This window comes from Fusobacteria bacterium ZRK30, assembly GCA_024628785.1.
Classification (GTDB): Bacteria; Fusobacteriota; Fusobacteriia; order Fusobacteriales; family Fusobacteriaceae; genus Psychrilyobacter.
Genome location: CP102405.1, coordinates 144,582 through 166,074, shown reverse-complemented (window position 1 = coordinate 166,074; position 21,493 = coordinate 144,582). Strand labels below are relative to the sequence as shown.

Below are 21,493 nucleotides of genomic sequence, written 5' to 3'. Positions count from 1 at the left end.
ATGGCGACTTTTAAATTAGAAGTTATAACTCCTCTGAAAAAAGTATTAGAAAAAGAAGTTGAAAGGGTAATTCTTAGAACTTCTGAGGGAGATATGGGTATATTAGCAAAACATGCTCCCTTAGTTGCAGAATTAGCTGTAGGAGAGATGAAGATAAAAACTGATGGTGGCGAGGAGAGATTCTTCGTAGCTGGTGGTTTTTTAGAGATCTCTAAAGATAGAACTTTAGTATTAGCTGATGAAGCTATCAATGTCAACGATATTGATATAGAAGTAGCTAGAAAAGAAGCAGAATTAGCTAAACAAAAGTTAGCTAAGTTAAAAGAGGATAGAGATATTGCTGTAACGCAAAAAGCTCTGGAGTCAGCTTTAACTAAGGTAGGAATGGTAGAAAACAGATAGGTTAAAAATAAAAGAGGCTGACCCGTAAGTAGATTTTCTACTTTGGTCACCCTCTTTTTTATTTTTTCTAAAATTTATAACTTTTCGTATAAAAAGAGTCTATAAATTAATAATTTCATCATATTTCTTTATAGCTTCTGAGTCATTCTTGTGACTTATGATGATGAGAGTATAGTTACTATCTAATAAAATATTTGTAAAGGGTAATATAAAATTGACCCTTTTGAGATAAAAAAGGCAGCTAATTATTGACCCACCCTAATATTACTCTGTACAATCTTTTTAAAGAGATGTACAGGAGGTTTGAGGTGGCAATTCATATGGATACATATAAAAAAATTAGACGACTTCATCTAGTTGAAGGGGTTTCTATTAGAAAAATTTCTAGAGATCTTCATATTTCTAGAAACACTGTTAGAAAGTATATTAATGGAGATACAATTCCTGGAGAAAAAAAGTTTTCTTCTCGAGGAAAACAAGTTATGACTAGAGAAGTCTTAGACTTTATTGAAGCTTGTATTTTTGAAGACAACGAGCATACTCATTCAAAACAGAGGCACACTGCTAATAGGGTTTGGGTTAGACTCAAAGAAGAGGTTGGGTTTCTTGGTTCATATTCTTCTGTTAAGGTTGCATTTAGAGAATTAAAAGGTAAAACAAAAGAGGTTTTTCTACCACTTACCTTTAATCCTGCGGAAGCTATGCAAATTGATTTTGGTTCAGCGCATATCTTTCTCAATGATGAAAAGCAGGAAATAAAATATTTTTGTGCTCGGTTAGCATATAGCGCTCATATCTTTACTAAGGCCTACTTCGCAGAAAGAGAAGAATGTTTTTTAGATGGGATCATCTCTGCTTTTGAATATTTTGGTGGTGTTCCTAGAGAAGTTCTCTTTGATAATGCCAGAGTTGCTGTATCAGAAGGCTATGGAAAACATGTAACTAAAATAACTAAAGGGTATGAAACTCTCGTTGCTCATTATGCTTTTAAACCTAAATTTTGCAATGTTAGAAGTGGAAATGAAAAAGGTTTGGTTGAAAATTTAGTAGGACTTATCAGAAGAAATACTATGGTTCCTATCCCTAGAGTTAAAAGTTTGAATGAGTTAAATATCAAAATAAAAAAGGCTTGTGATAACTACTTAGAAAATCATAAAGTTGGCGGTGAAAGCTTAAGTGTTAAACAAAAATTCCAGATTGAAGCTAATAACCTTTTAGAGCTTCCTAGCCATTCACTAGATATTTCTAAAAGAGACTATAAAAGAGTCACTAAGTTTTCAACTGTAACTTTTGAAACTAATAAATATTCATTACCCTGTGAATTAGTAGGAACTGAGGTGATTTTAAAAACTGGTCATTCAGAAATACAATTTCTTCATAAAGGTAAAGTTGTTGCAATTCACCAGAGAATATTTAAAAAAAATAAGCATAGTTATCAATTAATTCACTATCTTAAAGCTTTAGAAAGAAAACCGCGAGCTGTATTTAATGCTGATCCAGTTATACAAAATATTCCTAAAGCAATTTTTGAAATGTATCACTCTAAAGGAGATTCAAAACTCTTTTTAGAATATCTAAGAGAAGAAGTCGGTCTTCCTAAAATCAACGACCAAATAGAAGTTCAAAGAAATAATTTAGGTAAATATGATAACTTAATTTCCCAAGAGGTGATCCAATGAGTGTAATTAGTGAAAAAATTAAACTTTTTTCCAAAGCTTTAAAACTATCTAGCTTCAAAGACTATCATGAGGTTCAGCGCCAAGCAATAAATTCAAAACAAGGATATGAAGAATTTCTGCTTACACTATTAGAAAAGGAAGTATTAACTAGACAAGACAATAAACTTTTCAGGTTAAAGCGCGGAGCTAAATTTCCCTTTGAAAAAACGCTAGAAGAGTTTGAAGTTAAACGTCTTAGCTATTTAAAACCTTCAGTAGTAGGCGAACTCTCCAGCTGTGAGTTTATCAAAAAAAAAAGAAAATATAATAATGATAGGGAACCCAGGAACTGGAAAGACACATCTTTCTATAGCTCTAGGACTTAAAGCTTGCAACTGTGGACATAAGGTGTACTTTACTACAGCTGCTAACTTATCAAATAAATTAGTTGAAGCGCAAGAAAATAGTAATTTAGGGAGATTCTTAAGGCAATTAGCAAGATTAGATCTACTCATAATAGATGAGCTTTCCTACCTCTCCTTTAACAAACATCAATCAGAACTCCTATTTCAAGTGATTTCAGAAAGAAGTGAGAGGGGAAGTATTATAATTTCTACTAATTTAGCATTTTCAGAGTGGGAAGAATTCTTCCCTGATACAATGTTAACAACAGCTTTAATAGATCGCGTAACATTTAGAGGACATATTTTAAACATGAATGGTGACTCTTACAGGGTCTCTGCGAAATAGGCAGGGTGGGTCACTTTTTAATTACCCTTAGGTGGGTCAAAAATTAACTGCCACATGGGTCAATTCTTGATTGACATTTACACTATAAATTTCTTCTTTAGTCATTTTAGTTTCTTTACAATATGTTGCTTGGATAAAATTTATATGATTTTCAATTTTTTTAAAATTTTTATAAATTTTATCATAAGTTCCTTTATTATTTTTAAAAACTCTATTTTTATCATTAATTTCTTTAGGACCATCAACACTTAAGGTTACTTGAATATTATATTTTTTTATTATTTTGATCCCTTCTTGAGAGAGAGTTGTTCCGTTTGTTTGCATAAAAAATGATATATCTTCATTAATTTTCCTAGTTCTTTCACAAATATTTTTAATTTTTTTTATAGAAAGCATAGGCTCTCCTCCAAAAAATGTTATAGTATCTATCGTCTTAAACTTTTTTATTAATTTTTCTACTTCTAAAATAGTATTATCAGATATCTCTTTTGATTCCCCATTATAAGTTCCTTCAGAAGCATAACAATACTTACACTTTAAATTGCACTTATTATTAACGTTAATTTTTAAGATTTTTAAAGTTTCATCTACTACTCTTTCTTGCTGTTTATTAAAATACTTAGTAAGTTCACTATTTGAATTTTTATATCCAGACATTATTTTTTTCACTTCGGTAGATATATTTGAATCTAATTCATAAAGATTAAAATCATTTAAATTAAATAAAACATTATCTTTACTTAGGTAACAGTTATTACTATACATTTTATTCCTCCTTTTAATATCTTGAAATAAATTTTTAAGAATAGCAACTAAATTATAGTTGCTATCTTTAAAAATTTATTACCACTCCGAATGTCCACAACAACCACCACCACAATGTCTTTGTGTTTTAGTAACAGTATAATTAATTTTTTTCATTTTTCACCTCCTTTTTCATTTATTTTTAACTCTCTCCTAATGTGTTACTGTAGTATATTATTTCTTGAATTGTATAATTAAATGCAACAAAAAAAATTCATAAATATTTCCTTGGTATAATGTAAGTGCGACCAAACATTAAAGGAGTATTTATGAATCATAAACATTTTACCATTGAAGAAAGAGAAAGTATATTTAAATTTTTAGCGCAAAAAAAATCAATTAGTTTTATTGCAGCTAAATTAAAGAAAAATAGAGTTAGTATTTATAGAGAAATTAATAGAAATTCAGTTGATGGTGAGTACACTCCTAATAAAGCCCAGTTTTTATACAAAAAAAGAAAACAACTTTGTGGAAGAAAGCACAAATTAAGAGATTCGATCCTTTTGGTAGATATTCAAGAAAAGTTAGAATCAGGTTGGAGTCCAGAACAAATATCAGGAAGAGCTAAATTAGACAACCAATATTCTATTTCATTTAAAACAATTTATAGAGCAATATATCTTGATTTTCTTACGGAGAGTACTAAATACCTTTTAACTAGAAAAGGCAAACAAAAGCCTAGAGGATTGAAAGAAACAAGGGGTAAAATCCCTAATAAAAAGATGATAGAAGAAAGGTCTGAAGAAGCGAATGATAGAAGTGAGATTGGTCATTTTGAAAGCGATACTATCGTTGGCGCAGGAAAAAAGGTGCTATGATGACTTATGTTGATAGGAAATCAAGATATCTTGTAGCGGAGCTAATGATTAATAGAAAATCAGATACTTTTAATGAGGCAACAATAGAGAATTTTAAATATATACCTAAAGAATACATAAAAACATTTACATCGGATAACGGGAAAGAATTCTCTAAATTTAAAGAATTAGAGGAAGCATTAGGTATTAAAGCTTATTTTGCTAACCCTTATCACTCATGGGAGAGAGGAACAAATGAGAATACAAACGGTTTATTAAGGAGAACTTTCCCTAAAGGGACTATTTTTAGTAAGATAAAGAGATGTGAATTTTATAAAGCGGTAAACAAAATTAATAATAGACCAAGGAAGTGTTTAAATTGGAAAACCCCAAAAGAAGTATTTTGGGGTGAAATTGAAAAGTGTTGCATTTAATTTGACAACGTAAGTTTTATTAAAATGAATTTTCAATTTTTTTTAAAACAAACATAGAAATTAGAATTTTTTCCTATTTTTTTTCTAAAATATAATTCTTTAGAAATCTTTCTATTTTTTTAGAACTTTGTTATATACTTTTATTAAAATAAGGAGGGCTTATGAATAATAAAATATTTGAACTTATAAAAGAATATAAAATAGGAATTAAAGAACTAGAAAACCCAAAAATGACTTTAGCTTTATTATATAAAGTTCGAAGTGGAAAGACACCTTTAAAGCCAAAATATTTACCATGCTTGGTAACTTCACTTAATAAAATTTTTCAAGAAAGAAATATAAATAAAATTATTACTATAGAAGACCTATATATTACTCCCCAGCAAGAGCTAGATAAATTAGTGAACAACAGCCTTATAGGTAGAACAATCTACTCCAAAGAAAAACAAGAAGAAATAGAATTATTTGGACGAGAAAAAGAAATTCATAGCTGTAAATATAGATATATTATAGCTAAACACAATCAAAAGATAGGTAAGAAAGAAGAGGCTTTAAAGATCTACTACGATCTATTAAATAACTTTCATTGCTCTAACTTCTTTTATTCAATCTTAATTGAGGTAATTAGATTGGAAAAGATAGGATTAACCTATGAAATATACCTAAAATATCAAAAAGAAATCAATCTCGCACCATATAAAATAAAGGCATATTTGGCCTATAATACCGGAGTAAATCTTTTAAGAACAAAAAAATGGAATAAAGCCATCTCATGTTTTGAAGTTGTTGTAAATATGCAGAAAATTACCAAACCTTTTTACTACTCTTATACCAATTTAGGTATTTGTTATCAAAATCTAGGTGAATATGAAAAAGCCATTGAATTTTTTAAAAAAAGTGTAAGCGACCCTACAAATTACAAACAGCTAAAAATATGTTATGTCAATATTCTTTCGTGTGCTAAAGAGATGAAGTATGAAGCCCTTATGATAAATACTTTAAAAAAATTAGAAATTACCTTAAATAGTCTCAAAGGGGAAATTTTTTATCAAACTTATTGGAACATAGGAAAAATTTATTTATATTTAAAAGATAAGGTAAAGGCTGTAGAAGCATTTGAAAAAGAGATTGCTTTTAAAATAAACTTCAACAACACCTCTTTTAATATTGAAAAACACTTAGATAGTATTAAATCTCTTGTGATTCTCTATGGAAGAAAGCCTCTAAAACAGGCAAAACTCATAAAACACATTACACAAATTGAATTTAAATATCTAAATTCAGAGTTTATTATGTCTATATTAAAATATTATACTGATAACAATATGGAATATGAAGCATTATTTTTAATTAAAAATATTAATTTATAAAAAAGGAGGTTATATCTATGAATAGAAGAATATTACTTTTAATTGGGGTTTTAATGTTTTTTACCTTAGTTTTATGCAATGAAGATATAGGTCAAATTAGGGAACAACCCTCAGTAACATCAACAACATCTGAATCAGGCTAAAAAAGTATAAAATTAAGATATAAAGTAAAACAGATTATATGACTAGTCAATAAAATTAAGGATAGATGATTGGGGTATTATGTTTTAATTATTATATAATCCCCTATATCTACACCTAAAAATTAATTTGAAACATACTATCAAATTAAATAAAAAAATTATATTACTACCCAATAGAAATAAGCCTGGATTATACAGGTATTATATTTTTATAAAATATAATCTAGATTTTTAACCTGGCCATAATATGGGCATCTATATATTTCCCCTCTCCAAAAACATAATCTTTAAGGGTACCTTCGGTTTTAAAACCAAATTTTTTATATAGATTAATCGCTTTTTCATTGTCTGTATAAACTTCTAATTCAATTCTCCTGATATTATGCCAATTATCTGCAAGATCTAAAATTTCTTTTAATAATCTGCTTCCTATCTTATTATTTTGATATTTCTCTGAAATACTAATACCAATACCAGCACAGTGTTTCCTCCGAATATTAGTCTCAATATGTAAACCAATAACTCCTACAACTTTTTTGTCAACTACAGCGGCTAATGAGATAACGTTTGGTGATACATTATTAACTCTTTCTTCCCAAACATTATCATGGAGATATGGAACTGCTAAAGTATTCCTGTAATTGGATTTTTCTAGAAAAATTTTAGTTATATCTTTAGCATCTCCTTTATTAACATGACGTATTGAAATATTCATAATTTCTACCTCCTAAAAAATCATTTTGCTATATATTGCTAGTAAATATACTCTATGAACTTATTTTTGTCAAGAGAGGTAGAGAAAATCAGCAGTTATATCACTATAGCTCCTAATCTCTTCATCTCTTTGACAGCCTCTTTTGAATCGGAGGGATTTAGGTTAACTCCCCTGCACCCGTTTTCTACCAAATATACATTATATCCCAGTTCCAGTGCATCCAGCACAGTAAACTTTACACAATAATCGGTAGCTAATCCAACTATATATAGGGTATCTATATCATTTTCTTTTAGTAGAGGGTTTAATTTTGTAGCTTTCCTATTGGCATCAAAAAAACTGCTGTAGGAGTCATATTTTGGATTTTGTCCCTTATTAATTTTATTTTTTATAGATTTTAAATCCTTGTGTAATTCAGCTCCTATACTTCCTTGGACACAGTGGTCCGGCCACCAAATTTGAGGGATACCGTTCAGTTCCCCCATCTCTCCAATTTCCCCCGGAGAATTAGAAGCAAAACTTCCGTGATCAGCAGGATGCCAATCTATAGTTGCTACTACCAGATCATTATTTTTGTTAAACTCATCTATTAATTTATTCACTGTGGGAAAGATCTCGTCAGCTCCCCCCACCTCCAATGCTCCTCCGCTGCAAAAATCATTTTGAATATCTACAACTAATAGTGCTTTTTTCATTATAAGTCCTCCTAAAATATAAACCTTAAAAATCTGTTTTATTGTCTATCAACCATCCACTTATCCATAGCATCAAAGTAGTAATAAATGTCATTGCGACAATAGACATTCCCATAGTTGTAGTTATAGTTCCTTCAAAGTTATCCCAGAAAACGAAGTTAAAGAATTTAGATAAAATAGACATGACAATAATAATAATAAGTGTTTTAAATTTTAATTTAGACAGGAAGGTCTTGGTAATGATAATACTTAAAAATACCAAGGCAAAGAAACTCCCTATTGAAAGAAAAATTAAGATTAAAATGTGGGTTGTTAGGAGAAGTTCTCCATTTTTTAAGTATTCAATAATCTCAAACTTTATCCTAGGATCTACATAATAAGCGTTTGCGATAAACCATATAAACGTTGTTAAAACCAATGCTGTCCCTGAGATAATTGTAGTTAAAAATTTAGAAGAAACTATTTTAAAACCACTATTAGGAGTCATAAAGACAACACTTCTATCAGTAGAATTAATATCCTTTGAAAAAGTGAGTATTGATGAATATATAAAGCCAATATAACTGATAAAAACTAATAGGCCTCCTTTGTCGATAAGATCGTTGTCAGTTGTAGTCAAAATAGAAGTTTTATAGATGATAAATACCTGCATCAATAGAAATAAGACTCCTAAAATTGAAAACATTTTTTTATGCTTTAACATCTCAAACTTGATTAAATTAAACATTATATACCTCCCAATAAAGTGATTCTAAAGACTTATTTTCACTGTCTCTGAATTCCTCTAAATTAATATCCCTGATAAGTGACCCCTCATTTAAAAATAAAACCTGTTCCAGAATAAATTCCATCTCGTTTAAAGCATGGGAGGAGATCACAATAGTACTGTTTTCTGTGGTCATGCTGATGATTGTATTTTTAATGAGGTCCTTTGAAATAACATCTATTCCATTTAATGGTTCATCAAACATGTAAAATTTTACATTCCGGGAAAGACATAGAGTCACCTTTAATCTCATTTTCATTCCTGTTGAAAAGGTTTCTATCTTTTCATCTAGAGGCAGCTTCATATTTTCCAGGATCTGGTGTGCTTTTTCCAAAGAAAAATCTTCAAAGGTATTATTATAAAAATTTAAAATATCCAAAACCACAAGATTTGACATAAAAACATCTTCTGTAGGCATAAAAGCAATATTTTTTCTGGTTTTGAATGAAATTTTGCTGCTGTTTATAGATAAGTCCCCTTTAGTAGGTTTAACTAATCCATAGATTGTTTTCATCAGAGTTGTTTTTCCACTTCCATTTGGACCGATCAATCCATAGACCATCCCTCTTTTAAATGAGTATGAAAAGTTATTCAAGGCCTTTTTTTTAAAATAACCCTTAGTTAAGTTGTTTATAATTAGATTTTCCATTATTCCTCCTCCATGTCTTTCAACATCTTTATTGCTTCCTTTGGGGAGATATTGAGATCTCTCATGTCGCAAATAAATTTAATCACGATATCATTAGCCATCTTCTGCTTTATATTTTCCAGGATAGTTTCGTCTTCTACAACAAATGTTCCCATCCCTCTTTTTGTAAAAACAATATTTTCTGATTCTAACTCCTTGTATACTCTGGAGACTGTATTGGGGTTAACTTTAAGTTTTACTGCCAGTTCCCGTGTAGACATCATCTTTTCTCCGGGTTTTAGTATTTTCAGGGATATATCCTGTTTTAATTTATCCATTATCTGTAAATAAATAGGGATATTTTTTTTGAATTCCATATCTCCTCCTCTTTATCGCTCTAGTGTTCTAGGTAGATAGTACACTAGTTTTGATAGAGAGTCAAATAATTTATAAAAATATGATATAATAAGTTCAAATTCAAACTGAAAAATATCTGATCATAAAGTCAGTATGCAGCATCACGTTGCTTTTTATTATTAGTTTGTATGGGATATATCAGGAGGATGAAAACGTATGACAAAAGACGAATTTTTAAAATCAATAGGAACGACAGAAGCAAAATTAAAGGTAGAGAAGAAAGAAGTTATAAAATTTGATGACGGAGATCCTGAATGTATAGGATGGGAAGTAAGATATATAGATGAAAAACAAGCTATAGAGGTAGCTTTAGGGTGTAAATGCAGCACTAGTAACAATCTGCATGACAAATTATAAAATATTAAAGCCCTCAGGAATTACTGGGGGCTTTTAAATTGACACAAGATAACAAAATATATTTATTAAATTGAGGTATAATAGGATAGATGGTAATTCACAGGGATGACAATTTGTATTTTAGTTATGTCAGAGATGTTAAAAAAAGGGAGAAAATTTATGATATTAGGGCTGACAGGCGGAATAGCCAGCGGAAAGAGTACAGTGAGTAAAAAATTAAAAGAATTAGGCAGTTATATAATAGATGCAGATAAAATTTCAAGAGAAGTTTCTGATTCCACGAAAGTATTAAAAGTGTTAGAGGAAAACTTTGGTTCTGAAATAATAGATCAGGGGCATCTGGATCGGCAAAAATTAAGGGAGATAATATTCGGAAGCGATAAAAAAAGGGAACTTTTAAATAATATAATGCACCCTGTTATAGTGAAAAAAATTGTAGAAGAGATAGAAAAGAACAGGAGGGAAAAGCTGATAATATTGGATATTCCTCTTTTATACGAAACAGGGCTTGAGTACCTCTGTGACAAGGTATTGGTGGTATGTACAGATGAGAATATCCAGGTAGAGAGGATAAAAGCCAGAGATGGGATAGAAGAGGAGTTAGCTAAGAAAATAATTGATGCACAGATGCCCTTATCGGAAAAGAGAGAAAAAGCAGAGTTACATATTGAAAATAATGGAAATTTAGAGGAATTATTAAAAAAAGTGGAACTAATATATAGTGAAATAATAAAGTGAACCCCTGTTAAGGGCAAGGGGGCTTTTAAATAAAAGGCTCTCTGCTTTGAGTTCAAAGTTAAAATATGTTATAATAACTAGTTGAAACACCCTCACGGGGTTAGTTTCTATATGAAAAAATGGAGGAGAAAATTATGAAAAAAGAGGTTGTAAGAGGCTTAGCTACTTGGTTTGGACTAGGAGATCTACCTAAAGCTCCGGGAACGATGGGAACACTAGGTGCAATACCATTATTTTTTATGTTGAACTCATTTAGATTAGTAATAGCTGATGCTAGATTATATAACTCATTTTATTTTATATTTTTAACGGGATTTTTCGCCCTGTCAATATATGTATCGGATAGATGTGAAAGGGAAATATTTAAGGAAAAAGATCCGCAAAAAGTAGTAATAGATGAGGTTTTAGGGTTTATGGTTACAATGTTTTTAGTGAACCCGGTGGGGTATAAAGAGACTATAGTAGCTGTAATTTTAGGATTTTTATTGTTCAGATTTTTCGATATAACTAAGTTAGGTCCCATAGATAAATCACAGCATTATGGACATGGATTAGGCGTAGTATTAGACGATTTTTTAGCAGGAGTTGTGGCAAATTTCTTATTGATAATGTTGATGACAATAATTTTCTAGGAGAGATAATATGGATGCAACGATTATATTGGTTGGGACAGAACTCCTAAACGGAATGACTGTGGATACCAATAGTATATATATAGCAGAGGAACTCAATAAATATGGGATAGAGATAAAACATAAACTAGTGGTTGGTGACAATATAAGAGATATTGTAGAAGCTATTGAATATGGGAATTCAAAATCAGATTTAGTTATATTGAATGGCGGATTGGGTCCGACTATGGATGATCTGACAAAATCAGCTATCGCTGAATTTTTAAATGTAGATTTAGTGGTAGAGAAAGAGGATTATATAGACTTAAAGGAAAAGTATGATTCCCATAAACTTGTGCTGGAAGATAAAAATCTGAGGGAAGCTGAAAAGCCATATGAAAGCCAAACGATTCCTAATGATGTAGGGATGTGTAAGGGAATATACATCGACAAAATAGCAGCATTTCCCGGAGTACCCAGGGAACTATATAATTTATTTCCCAAGTTTTTAAAATTACTGATATCTCAGGAAAAGTTAGAGAAAAATATCTATATAAAAGATATCTTAGTATGGGGGATACCTGAATCGGTACTAGAAACAAAAGTCATTCATTTATTTGAGTTAAAGGGAATTCATTATGAGTTCTTGGTGAAAGATTATGGTATAATAATAAGACTGCAGACAATAAGCACCAATAAACCGAATGTAGATAAAATAACATCAAATCTATATGAGGTGATAGGTGATAATATAATAGGTGAAGACCATGAGAGGTTAGAAACCTCGATCTATAACTATTTAAAGGATAAAAAATATGATATATCCCTTGCAGAGTCATGTACTGGGGGAATGATAGCCTCTAAATTTATTGAAGTGGATGGAATATCCAGTGTATTTAAAGAAGGAATAGTATGCTATAGCAATGAATCTAAGCAGGCTAGACTAGGGGTAAAGAAAGAGACTTTAGATCTTTATGGAGCTGTCTCCTATGAGACGTGCAATGAGATGTTAGATGGATTAACTACAGACGTAAAGATAGCTGTGACAGGGATAGCCGGACCAAATGGCGGGACAGAAGAAAAACCAGTAGGAACTGTATATATTGGGGTAGTTGTAGGAGATACAAAATACATAAAAAAATATCTCTTTAGTGGAAATAGAGAAAAAATACGAAGAATTACCATGATGAGAGCAATGTTTGAAGTACTTAAAATTTTAAAGGGGTGAAGTAAGATGGCATTAGGAGAAAAGATAAAAAAATGTAGAAAGGATAAGGGGTATTCTTTGAGACTGCTGGCTTCTAAAGTAGACTTATCAGCTAGTTTTTTATCTCAAATTGAACAAAGTAAAGCATCTCCGTCTATCGAAAACTTAAAGAAAATTGCTAATGAATTGGATGTAAGGGTAAGCTCGTTGATAGAGGAAGAGGATGAGAAAAAAGATACTGATGTAGTAAGAAAAGACGAAAGAAATAAGGTAGAAAGTATAGACTCTAAAACAATGATCTCTCTATTGACTACTTCTAATATAGAAAAACATATGGAACCAATATTGTATGAGATTGAGCCTGGAGGAGAGAGTGGCAGAGATTATTATACTCATAATGGGGAAGAGTTTATATTTGTCTTAGAAGGGCAGTTAGAAGTACAGATAGAAAGTAAAAATTATGAATTAGAAGAGGGAGATAGTTTGTATTTTAAATCTACTCAAAAGCATAAATTTAGAAACGTTAGCGACAGGCTAGCGAGAGCAATATGGGTAGTAACTCCTCCAACATTTTAAGGTGGTGAAAAATGAAACCAAATTTAAAGGAAATAAAGATAATAATTTTAGATGTAGACGGTACCATGACCGATGGAAAGATCACATATGACAACAATGGAACAGAGACAAAGTCATTTAATGTAAAAGATGGGATGGCAATAGCTCAGGCTATAAAATATGGAATAAAAGTAGCTATAATAACAGGAAGAACCTCTAAAGTGGTGGAACATAGGGCCACAGAATTAGGGATATTGGATATATATCAAGGGGTAGGAAATAAAATTGCAACCCTGGATGAATTGCTCAAAAAATATGATTATAACTATAAAAATGTGGCCTATATGGGAGATGATATCAATGATATCCCTGCTATGATGAGAGCAGATTATGTAGGAATAACAGCAGATGCTGTATCAGAGATAGAGGAATTTGCACATTTTAAAAGCAGATATAATGGCGGATATGGTGCTGTGAGGGAATTTATAGAGACTATATTAAAAGCCAATGGGATCTGGAGCAAGATTATAGAGGAATACAAGAGTAAAAAGTAAAAAAGAAGGAGTAGAATTATGAAGATAGAACACTTGAATGTTACGAGGTTAATTAAGTTATTTATCGCAGGTAGTAGATGGATGTCTAAATATGCAGATATATTGAATGACTTAAATGTATATCCTGTACCAGATGGAGATACAGGGACAAATATGTCTATGACCATGCAGGCTGTAGAGAATGAATTGGTGAAATTAAACCATGAGCCTACAATGCATGAATTTTGCGAATTATTATCAGAAGCAATATTATTAGGAGCCAGAGGAAATTCTGGGACGATCTTATCTCAAATTGTTCAAGGTTTTTTAAATGGATTTGAAGATAAGGAAGAATTAAATATAGATGATATCACAAGATCTTTTGAACAGGCTGCTAAATTAGCTTATAAAGCTGTAAGTAACCCTGTAGAAGGAACTATGCTTACTGTAATCAGAGTTATAGCTGAAAAAGCCAAAGAATATGATGGTCCAAAGGATAACTTTATTCCATACCTTTCATATGTAAAGGAAGCGGCTCATCAAGCTGTAGAGGAAACTCCCAATCAATTATTAAAATTAAAGGAAGCAGGAGTTGTAGATGCAGGTGGAATGGGTGTTTTCTATCTTATTGAAGGATTTGAAAAATCAATAACTGACCCTGAGATGTTAAAAGACTTGGAAAGAATAGTAAAGAGCCAAGCCCATAGAAAAGAAAGACTGGAAGCTACCAATATTGAGGTTGATATTGAGTTTAAATATTGTACCGAATTTATTGTTCAGGCAGGGAAATTTAACATAGAAGAGCTGAAGGAAGAGATAAAAGGTATGGGAGACTCAATGGTAGTGGCTCAAAGTTCGACTAAAACGAAAACACATATTCATACAAACAATCCAGGAGCAGTATTAGAAATAGCTATGAAATATGGTGGGTTGGATAACATTAAGATAGACAATATGGAGTTACAGCATAGAAGTTTACATTTGGCAGAGGGAGATCTAATGGATCAAAATTCAGCTCATGTAATGGTTCAAAATGAAAACACAGAAAAGAAAGCTTATTTTGTAATAGCTGATACCTATGAGATGGGAGAGCTGTTCATTAAATCCGGAGCAACTTGTGTACTTATTGGTGGGCAGGGGCAGAATCCAAGTGTAGCAGACATGGAGATGGCTATAGCCAAGATAGATGCAGAAGAGATAGTGTTGTTACCAAACAATAAAAATATTATCTCAGCTGCCAAAATAGTGGCCGAAAGAGCAGCTAAAAATGTAGAAGTTTATGAAACTAAAACTATGTTAGAAGGAAACTTCTATGTAAAAAACAAGTCTGAAAATTTGGAACAGGTAGTGAAAGATGCCAGAAGAAATAAATCCATTGAGATTACAAAAGCTGTAAGAGATACAAAGGTCGGAGACCTAATTATCAACGAAGGAAACTATATAGCTTTAGTGAATGGAAAGATTATGTATGAAAATAAAAATTTAACAGATTTAATATCTGACCTGTATGAAGAAAATATAGATGATAACACTCTAAATATATTTGCAGTATTAGGGAACGAAAGTACAGATGAAGGAAATCGAGCTATACTAAATACTAGAGGTGTAAAACACGAGGAATATATAGGAAAACAGGATAATTATCACTACTACCTGTATATCGAAAATAAAGACCCAAATCAGCCTGAAATAGCAATAATTACAGACTCTACTTCAGATCTGACACCAGCACTTATCGGCGATCTGTCGGTTAATATCATTCCTCTAAAGATAAAATTTGATGGGAATAAATATTATAAAGATGGGATAGATATATCTAAAACAGATTTTTGGCATAAGATTATAACTGAGGGAGTTGTACCTAAAACTTCTCAACCTTCTCCAGCAGAATTTAAAAATTTATATCAAAGATTGCTGAAGAGAGGATATAAAAAGATAATAACAATATTGATTTCTAGTAAATTAAGTGGGACACAGCAGGCTGCCAAGGTAGCTCGTGGGATGTTACCGGAAGAAAAAGATATAGCTATAATTGACTCAAAGAATGTATGGTTAGGGTCTGGACACTTAGTTTTAGAAGCGGCTAAGATGGCTAAAGCGGGAGAATCCTTTGAGACTATCATAGAAAATGTAGAAGAGATGAGAAATAAAGGGAAAATATACTTTGTAGTAGATGAATTAAAATACCTTGAAAGAGGTGGAAGAATAGGAAAAGCATCTGCTAAAATTGGTGGAGTACTGAATATAAAACCTATATTAAAAGTCGAAGATGGTGAAGTTCACAATGAGAAAAAAGCTATCGGAGATAAGGGTGCTATGAAATATATGGAAAAATTACTTAAGCAAGAAGCTAAGAATGGATCGATAGTATTGTATACTGGCTGGGGTGGAACTAAACATCAGTCTGAAAATGCAGATGAACTTAGAAAATCAGTGGAAAAGTTTGATAATGTAGACTATCAATCGAGATGTGAAGTCGGATCGACTATTGGTTCTCATTCAGGACCACTATATGGAATGGCTATATATCCAAAAATAAAATAAAATATAGAGACTCAGCAGAGATGCTGGGTTTTTATTATATACAGAGTAAATTTTAAGATGAAAACCATTTTTTATATTTGTAAATTTATTCTATTTTTAGACAAATTTAAGAATTAAATTATATGTTTTCATTAAAAATCCTAAATTTTTACAAAAAAAGATTGGGTAGAAGCGGTTTATTTGGTATACTGAATTTGAGAAATAGATGATTAATAAGGGGGCAAAAAAAATGAGAAAAAGTTTAGACGTATTGGAATCAATGATATATTACTGGAATACTGTAGCAGAGAAAGAAAAGGTAAGTGAGCAGTTTATAGATTTTCTAGCTCAAGATAGAGGGATGAAAGCTACATATGATGAGAATTTTGATGCTGAATCAGTAAGAAAAGTACTTAGTGCTATCTCAAATGTAGAACCATTTATAGGTGACACACTAAATGAAGGAAAATTCTGGACTAATAACATGTGGATGATAGAGAAAATGGATTATATGAACAAGATAATAAATCCATTAAAAAGATTAAGTGTAGAAGATTTAGGAGAAGGACAAGTTATATTCTTACCACTACACCTTGATTTATTCTATAAAAAAGGTAATACCTTATATATAAACTTCTTTATGGTAGAGCCAGACGAAATTAACGGAACAGATAAGCTGACTATAGAGGATGTAGAAGTAAAAGAGTGGATCAAAAAAAATATGGGGTGATAGTATGATACGGAATGGCTATATATCCAAAAATAAAGTAAACTAAAAAAACCCAGCAAACATGCTGGGTTTTTTTAGTTATATACAGAATATGGTTTTTCCTAGTTTATTTTATGGAGAATCTTAAGAATTTAATTCCCTATTTTTATTAAAATTCTTAAATTTTTATAAAAAAAAGATTGGGTAGAAGTAGTTTATCTGGTATACTGAACTTGAGAAGTAGATAATTAATAGGGGGTAACAAAATGGAAAAAAATTTAGAAGTTTTGGAATCAATGATATATTATTGGAGTACTTTGACTGAAAGAGGAAAAGTAGGAGAGGAATTCTTAGCATCTATATATGAAGAACAAGGAATGAAAGACACATACAATGATGACTTTGATGATGAATCTGTAAGCAAAGTTCTTAGTGCTATCGCAAACAGGGAAGCATTTAAAGGTAGAACTGAAAATGAAAGTAGATTTTGGAATAATAATATGTGGATGTTAGAAGATATGGAATATATGAATAAGGTAATATATCCTTTAAAAAAATTAAATTTAGAAGGATTAGGAGATGGAGAAGTTATATTCTTACCACTACACCTTGATTTATTCTATAAAAAAGGTAATACCTTATATATAAACTTCTTTATGATAAAGCCAGACGAAATTAACGGAACAGATAAGCTAACTATAGAGGATGTAGAAGTAAAAGAGTGGATCAAGAAAAATATGGGGTGATAGGATGATATGGGATAGCGGAATGATTTGGTGGTTTTTATTAACCATCGTATTTATAGGTGTAGAGTTAGCAGCACCGGCATTGGTGAGTATATGGTTTGCCTTTGCAGCTATAATATTGACGCTGATATCAGGAATGGTAAAAAATCCTATAAACGAATTTTATATCTTTGTAGGACTCAGTGGATTTTTTCTGATATTGACCAGACCAATAGCTAAAAAACTTTTAGAGAAAAGAAAACCTATTGAAAGTAGGATATTTGGCCAGGATGTCGAAATATCTAAAAAAATAGAAATGGATCTCTATGAGGTGAAACTGGACGGTAAATATTGGAGAGCTACTTGTGACGAAAAGTTGGAAGTAGGAGATACAGGAGTTGTAAAAAGAGTAGAAGGAAATAAATTGATACTTAAGAAAAAAATATAAGAGGAGGCAGAAATGTTATTATTTTTTCCATTGATATTAGTGGTGATATTACTGATTGTAACTAACATCAGAATTGTACCGCAATCACAGGCATATGTTATAGAGAGGTTAGGAGCCTATATGAGTACTTGGGGTGTAGGTTTAAAAATTAAGGTTCCATTTGTAGATAGGATAGCTAAAAAGGTATCGTTGAAGGAACAGGTTATAGATTTCCCTCCACAACCAGTTATTACGAGGGATAATGTAACTATGCAGATAGATACTGTAATCTATTTTCAAATTACGGATCCTAAATTATATGCTTATGGGGTAGAATATCCTTTAAGTGCTATTGAAAACCTGACAGCTACTACCCTTAGAAATATAATAGGGGAATTAGAACTAGATTCTACACTAACATCTAGAGATGTTGTAAATACTAAGATGAGATCTATACTGGATGAAGCTACAGATCCATGGGGAATCAAGGTAAACAGGGTAGAATTGAAAAATATTATGCCACCTGCAGAAATCCAGGATGCTATGGAAAAACAAATGAAAGCAGAAAGAGAGAGAAGACAAAAGATATTGATTGCAGAAGGGGAAAAAACTTCAGCAATATTAGTAGCAGAGGGAGAAAAGCAATCAGCTATCTTAAGAGCAGAAGCTAACAAAGAAGCTGCAGTAAGAGTAGCAGAAGGGGAAGCAGAAGCACTTTTAGAAGTGACAAAAGCTCGTGCAGAATCATTGAAATTATTGAATGAATCTCATCCAACTAAGGAAGTTCTTTCACTTAAAGCAATGGAAGCATTTGTAAAAGTTTCAGACGGGAAGGCAACTAAGATTATAATCCCATCAGAATTACAAAATGTAGCTAATATCGCTACAGCTTTTACAGCAGTAGGAGAAAATAAAGGAAAATAAGTAATTAATCATAAAAGGTAATATACATATTTTGTATATTACCTTCTTTAATAGTTAGGGAATTATACTCCCAGGGGGCATCGTCAAAATACTATTAGGTTACTTTATAAACATAGAATTTTGAGATAAAATTTACCAAGTAGATTAAAATTTATAAAAACCTAGATTATTCTTAAGTGGGTGCAACGTCACGTTGCTTTTTATCAAATTTATGGAGGTTTAAATGGAAATTATTTTAGAGAATCAGAATGGAGAAATGATTGATTTATCAGCTCATAAAGGAAAAAAGATCTTGTTTTTTTATCCTAGAGCAAATACACCTGGGTGAACAACAGAAACGAAAGGGTTCGGTGAATCCTACGGAGAGTTTAAGGGATTAGGGATAGAAATTTTTGGAATAAGTAGAGATACTGTAAAAAAACAATCTAACTTTGCTAAAAAATTAGAAACACCATTTAGTTTACTCAGTGATGTTGAGGGTATAATATGTGAAAAATTTGGTGTTTGGCAGGAAAAGAAATTCATGGGGAAAACATCTATGGGAATAGTAAGATCTACATTTTTATTGGATGAAAACAACGAGATCATAAAAGAGTGGAGAAAAGTAAAGGTGAAGGGGCATGTAGAGGAAGTTTTAGAAGTTTGTAAGGGGTGATAGGTATGGAACTTGATGTTATAATAAAAATTATTGTTTATATGATAATAGTTAGAATAATTATGAGTAAAGTAAATAAAAAGAAAAATATGGGATCTAATAACAGAAAAAATTCTACTCCTAGAAGATCTGACAGACAAAGAGGGACTAGAATGCAGAAAAACCAAGAGGAAAAAAGGAACAATAGGAATTTTGATTTAAATAGTTTTAGAGATATTATGCCTAAATCTGATAGATCACTTTCACCTGAAGAGAGGATGAAACAGAGGGAAAAGGAATTAGAAAATATGAATAAGAGATAGAAAAAAGGTAATATACAGTAGACTGTATATTACCTTTTTTTATTGTCTAGGAATTACACCCGAAAGAGGAATAACCACTATAAAAATCTAAATTGTGCATATCTGAAAGCAACGTAAAGTTACTTTTTATTTTTCTTTAAAATTTCCATCAGCATCCCTGTTTAGAATTAATTCGTCCAACTCTTCTTTGGTATAATGTACAACCTTAAGATCATAAAACTTATAAAATGATAATCCTATTATACCCCAAACTACTAAAACTATTATAGATGGAAGGCTTAGAGAACTGTCTAGTCCCGGTACCAATAAAAGGATTAAAAATATTATCCCTGAGATAGAACCAAAAATACTTGGTATAAATGTTTTTCCATATTCTTCCTTATATAGTTTATAAGATGAAAGACTTGTATATAGATATCCAATAGATGCTCCTACACTGGAAGTTCCAACTATCCATAACAATACATTTCTACCAAACCAAGGAGCTATCAAAGATATACCTAGGGTAAATAAAATTGCATTTTTAGGAGTGTGATATTTTTTATCCAATACTCCGAAGAATTCTGGTAATATCTTTCCTCTAGACATGGCAAATAACAATCTACTGGCTGCCATATAAAATCCATTTATCCCGGCTACTATAGCTGATGTAAGTGCTACTATTAAAAGTATTATTCCTATCTTTCCAAAATAATATTCTGTAGTATATCCTGTTGCCCAAGAGATTTGACCATTCATTATTTGCTCACTTGTAACTCCGAAAGAAGTAAAAAGAATGATTAATACGTAAACAAGTCCCCCTACTAAGATAGAAATTATAGCCAGATGAGATGCTTCTTTAGCTTCAAAATCCAGTTCTTCTGCCACTTGAGGGATACAGTCAAATCCTACAAATAACATTGGAGCAATAGATAGTATCTTTAATATTTTAGATAAACTTACTGTTTCTGAATCTATAAATGACATGGTATTTGGATTAGTAATTCCTGCTCTGGCGATAACCAGGCTTAAAAATAAAAATACTATTCCTACCAATAAAATTACCATTATCTTCTGTAGTTGAGAAGCTAATTTTATCCCTTTAATGTTTAAATAAGCGAATAAACAAAGGGCAGATAGAGCTACTCCTACTTCTCCTAAATAGATCTCAGATCCCGCGATACTATAAAGATGACCCACTTCTAAAAATCCCGGCATGGTAAACTTTGCTACTAAAGCTAATGCTGTAGCATTTAACGGAACAATACTTATGTATGCCAGAGCTAAAAACCAACCGCATGCTAAGGCATGCTTCCATCCAAAAGCATCATAGGTGAAGGCATATTCTCCCCCTGCTACTGGAAACTTATGAAGTAGATAACCGTAATTTTTTTCAATTCCGATCATTATTAATGCCCCTGTAATTATTGCGATAGTTGAATTTAAAATTCCTGCCTTTAAGAATAAATCTCCCGGAAGAACAAAAGCTCCCCATCCAATAATAGCTCCTATGGCCAACGATAATATGTCCAATTTATTAATTTCTTTTTTTAACATAATCACTCCTTTAAAAATAAAAAAACACCCTAACTACACCACCATAAAGGTAGCAGAGTTAGAGTGTTTAAGTTTCGTCATATAGACTCACAATATGCCACATAAGTAGCAT

27 protein-coding genes and 1 pseudogene are annotated in these 21,493 nt (G+C 31.3%); 21 read left to right on the top strand and 7 right to left on the bottom strand.

Annotated features, from left to right (window positions below; all coding sequences use genetic code 11):
- From atpC to NRK67_05770, 4 genes are all read left to right on the top strand, one after another.
- Positions 1 to 402, top strand: a complete 402-nt coding sequence (atpC, locus tag NRK67_05785; protein ID UUV19020.1) for an ATP synthase F1 subunit epsilon — start codon at positions 1 to 3, stop codon at positions 400 to 402.
- 308 nt (positions 403 to 710) lie between these two features.
- The gene (istA, locus tag NRK67_05780) at positions 711 to 2,081 is read left to right on the top strand and encodes an IS21 family transposase (GenBank protein UUV19019.1); all 1,371 of its coding nucleotides are present in this window, start codon (positions 711 to 713) and stop codon (positions 2,079 to 2,081) included.
- Positions 2,078 to 2,446 (top strand): ATP-binding protein, encoded by a 369-nt coding sequence (locus tag NRK67_05775; GenBank protein ID UUV19018.1) that lies wholly within the window; start codon positions 2,078 to 2,080, stop codon positions 2,444 to 2,446. Before istA ends, NRK67_05775 begins: the two co-directional genes overlap by 4 nt.
- Positions 2,391 to 2,810 (top strand): ATP-binding protein, encoded by a 420-nt coding sequence (locus NRK67_05770; protein ID UUV19017.1) that lies wholly within the window; start codon positions 2,391 to 2,393, stop codon positions 2,808 to 2,810. Before NRK67_05775 ends, NRK67_05770 begins: the two co-directional genes overlap by 56 nt.
- Before the next feature lie 36 nt (positions 2,811 to 2,846).
- Here NRK67_05770 and NRK67_05765 read toward each other — a convergent pair whose 3' ends face one another.
- Positions 2,847 to 3,575 carry a radical SAM protein gene (locus tag NRK67_05765; protein UUV19016.1) on the bottom strand — a complete coding sequence of 243 codons (729 nt, stop codon included), beginning with the start codon at positions 3,573 to 3,575 and terminating at the stop codon, positions 2,847 to 2,849.
- Between the two features lie 308 nt (positions 3,576 to 3,883).
- Between NRK67_05765 and NRK67_05760 the strand changes: the two genes are divergently transcribed.
- From NRK67_05760 to NRK67_05745, 4 genes are all read left to right on the top strand, one after another.
- Positions 3,884 to 4,432: an IS30 family transposase gene (locus NRK67_05760; protein ID UUV19015.1), complete on the top strand. Its 549-nt coding sequence runs from the start codon at positions 3,884 to 3,886 to the stop codon at positions 4,430 to 4,432.
- Positions 4,429 to 4,845, top strand: coding sequence for an IS30 family transposase (locus NRK67_05755; GenBank protein UUV19014.1), 417 nt, complete (start codon positions 4,429 to 4,431; stop codon positions 4,843 to 4,845). Before NRK67_05760 ends, NRK67_05755 begins: the two co-directional genes overlap by 4 nt.
- 161 nt (positions 4,846 to 5,006) lie before the next feature.
- Complete coding sequence (locus NRK67_05750) at positions 5,007 to 6,215, top strand: tetratricopeptide repeat protein (protein ID UUV19013.1); 1,209 nt, start codon at positions 5,007 to 5,009, stop codon at positions 6,213 to 6,215.
- A 17-nt stretch (positions 6,216 to 6,232) separates the two neighbouring features.
- Positions 6,233 to 6,358, top strand: coding sequence for a hypothetical protein (locus NRK67_05745; protein ID UUV19012.1), 126 nt, complete (start codon positions 6,233 to 6,235; stop codon positions 6,356 to 6,358).
- Positions 6,359 to 6,581: 223 nt separating this feature from the next.
- On the opposite strand, the gene NRK67_05740 is transcribed toward NRK67_05745, so the two are convergent.
- The 5 genes from NRK67_05740 to NRK67_05720 all read right to left on the bottom strand — a co-directional run bounded on the left by NRK67_05740 (position 6,582) and on the right by NRK67_05720 (position 9,539).
- Positions 6,582 to 7,073 carry a GNAT family N-acetyltransferase gene (locus NRK67_05740; GenBank protein ID UUV19011.1) on the bottom strand — a complete coding sequence of 164 codons (492 nt, stop codon included), beginning with the start codon at positions 7,071 to 7,073 and terminating at the stop codon, positions 6,582 to 6,584.
- Between the two features lie 95 nt (positions 7,074 to 7,168).
- Positions 7,169 to 7,768, bottom strand: a complete 600-nt coding sequence (gene pncA, locus NRK67_05735; GenBank protein UUV19010.1) for a bifunctional nicotinamidase/pyrazinamidase — start codon at positions 7,766 to 7,768, stop codon at positions 7,169 to 7,171.
- A gap of 25 nt (positions 7,769 to 7,793) precedes the next feature.
- The gene (locus tag NRK67_05730) at positions 7,794 to 8,495 is read right to left on the bottom strand and encodes a hypothetical protein (protein ID UUV19009.1); all 702 of its coding nucleotides are present in this window, start codon (positions 8,493 to 8,495) and stop codon (positions 7,794 to 7,796) included.
- Positions 8,488 to 9,183: an ABC transporter ATP-binding protein gene (locus tag NRK67_05725; GenBank protein UUV19008.1), complete on the bottom strand. Its 696-nt coding sequence runs from the start codon at positions 9,181 to 9,183 to the stop codon at positions 8,488 to 8,490. Before NRK67_05725 ends, NRK67_05730 begins: the two co-directional genes overlap by 8 nt.
- Positions 9,183 to 9,539 carry a GntR family transcriptional regulator gene (locus tag NRK67_05720; GenBank protein UUV19007.1) on the bottom strand — a complete coding sequence of 119 codons (357 nt, stop codon included), beginning with the start codon at positions 9,537 to 9,539 and terminating at the stop codon, positions 9,183 to 9,185. Before NRK67_05720 ends, NRK67_05725 begins: the two co-directional genes overlap by 1 nt.
- A 196-nt stretch (positions 9,540 to 9,735) precedes the next feature.
- On the opposite strand from NRK67_05720, the gene NRK67_05715 reads away from it, so the two are divergent.
- The 13 genes and pseudogenes from NRK67_05715 to NRK67_05655 all read left to right on the top strand — a co-directional run bounded on the left by NRK67_05715 (position 9,736) and on the right by NRK67_05655 (position 19,845).
- Entirely contained in the window at positions 9,736 to 9,936 is a 201-nt protein-coding gene (locus NRK67_05715; protein ID UUV19006.1) for a hypothetical protein, read from the top strand.
- A 126-nt stretch (positions 9,937 to 10,062) separates the two neighbouring features.
- A complete protein-coding gene (gene coaE, locus NRK67_05710; protein ID UUV19005.1) occupies positions 10,063 to 10,674 on the top strand; it encodes a dephospho-CoA kinase in 612 nt (203 codons plus the stop codon).
- 119 nt (positions 10,675 to 10,793) lie between these two features.
- Positions 10,794 to 11,306 carry a phosphatidylglycerophosphatase A gene (locus tag NRK67_05705; GenBank protein UUV19004.1) on the top strand — a complete coding sequence of 171 codons (513 nt, stop codon included), beginning with the start codon at positions 10,794 to 10,796 and terminating at the stop codon, positions 11,304 to 11,306.
- Positions 11,307 to 11,316: 10 nt separating this feature from the next.
- A complete protein-coding gene (locus NRK67_05700) occupies positions 11,317 to 12,513 on the top strand; it encodes a CinA family nicotinamide mononucleotide deamidase-related protein (GenBank protein ID UUV19003.1) in 1,197 nt (398 codons plus the stop codon).
- A 6-nt stretch (positions 12,514 to 12,519) separates the two neighbouring features.
- Positions 12,520 to 13,068 (top strand): cupin domain-containing protein, encoded by a 549-nt coding sequence (locus NRK67_05695; GenBank protein UUV19002.1) that lies wholly within the window; start codon positions 12,520 to 12,522, stop codon positions 13,066 to 13,068.
- Positions 13,069 to 13,079: 11 nt separating this feature from the next.
- Positions 13,080 to 13,601: an HAD-IIIA family hydrolase gene (locus NRK67_05690; protein UUV19001.1), complete on the top strand. Its 522-nt coding sequence runs from the start codon at positions 13,080 to 13,082 to the stop codon at positions 13,599 to 13,601.
- Positions 13,602 to 13,619: 18 nt separating this feature from the next.
- Positions 13,620 to 16,124 carry a DegV family EDD domain-containing protein gene (locus NRK67_05685; GenBank protein ID UUV19000.1) on the top strand — a complete coding sequence of 835 codons (2,505 nt, stop codon included), beginning with the start codon at positions 13,620 to 13,622 and terminating at the stop codon, positions 16,122 to 16,124.
- A gap of 229 nt (positions 16,125 to 16,353) precedes the next feature.
- Positions 16,354 to 16,833 (top strand): hypothetical protein, encoded by a 480-nt coding sequence (locus tag NRK67_05680; GenBank protein UUV18999.1) that lies wholly within the window; start codon positions 16,354 to 16,356, stop codon positions 16,831 to 16,833.
- 245 nt (positions 16,834 to 17,078) lie between these two features.
- Positions 17,079 to 17,558: a hypothetical protein gene (locus NRK67_05675; protein UUV18998.1), complete on the top strand. Its 480-nt coding sequence runs from the start codon at positions 17,079 to 17,081 to the stop codon at positions 17,556 to 17,558.
- A gap of 4 nt (positions 17,559 to 17,562) precedes the next feature.
- Positions 17,563 to 17,985 carry an NfeD family protein gene (locus tag NRK67_05670; protein UUV18997.1) on the top strand — a complete coding sequence of 141 codons (423 nt, stop codon included), beginning with the start codon at positions 17,563 to 17,565 and terminating at the stop codon, positions 17,983 to 17,985.
- A 12-nt stretch (positions 17,986 to 17,997) separates the two neighbouring features.
- Positions 17,998 to 18,888 carry an SPFH/Band 7/PHB domain protein gene (locus NRK67_05665; GenBank protein ID UUV18996.1) on the top strand — a complete coding sequence of 297 codons (891 nt, stop codon included), beginning with the start codon at positions 17,998 to 18,000 and terminating at the stop codon, positions 18,886 to 18,888.
- A 343-nt stretch (positions 18,889 to 19,231) separates the two neighbouring features.
- Positions 19,232 to 19,543: pseudogene (locus tag NRK67_05660) on the top strand (peroxiredoxin).
- A gap of 5 nt (positions 19,544 to 19,548) precedes the next feature.
- Positions 19,549 to 19,845, top strand: coding sequence for a hypothetical protein (locus NRK67_05655; protein UUV18995.1), 297 nt, complete (start codon positions 19,549 to 19,551; stop codon positions 19,843 to 19,845).
- 126 nt (positions 19,846 to 19,971) lie between these two features.
- Here the strand turns inward: NRK67_05655 and NRK67_05650 are convergent, their stop codons facing one another.
- Entirely contained in the window at positions 19,972 to 21,381 is a 1,410-nt protein-coding gene (locus NRK67_05650) for an APC family permease (protein UUV18994.1), read from the bottom strand.
- Positions 21,382 to 21,493: the final 112 nt, after the last annotated feature.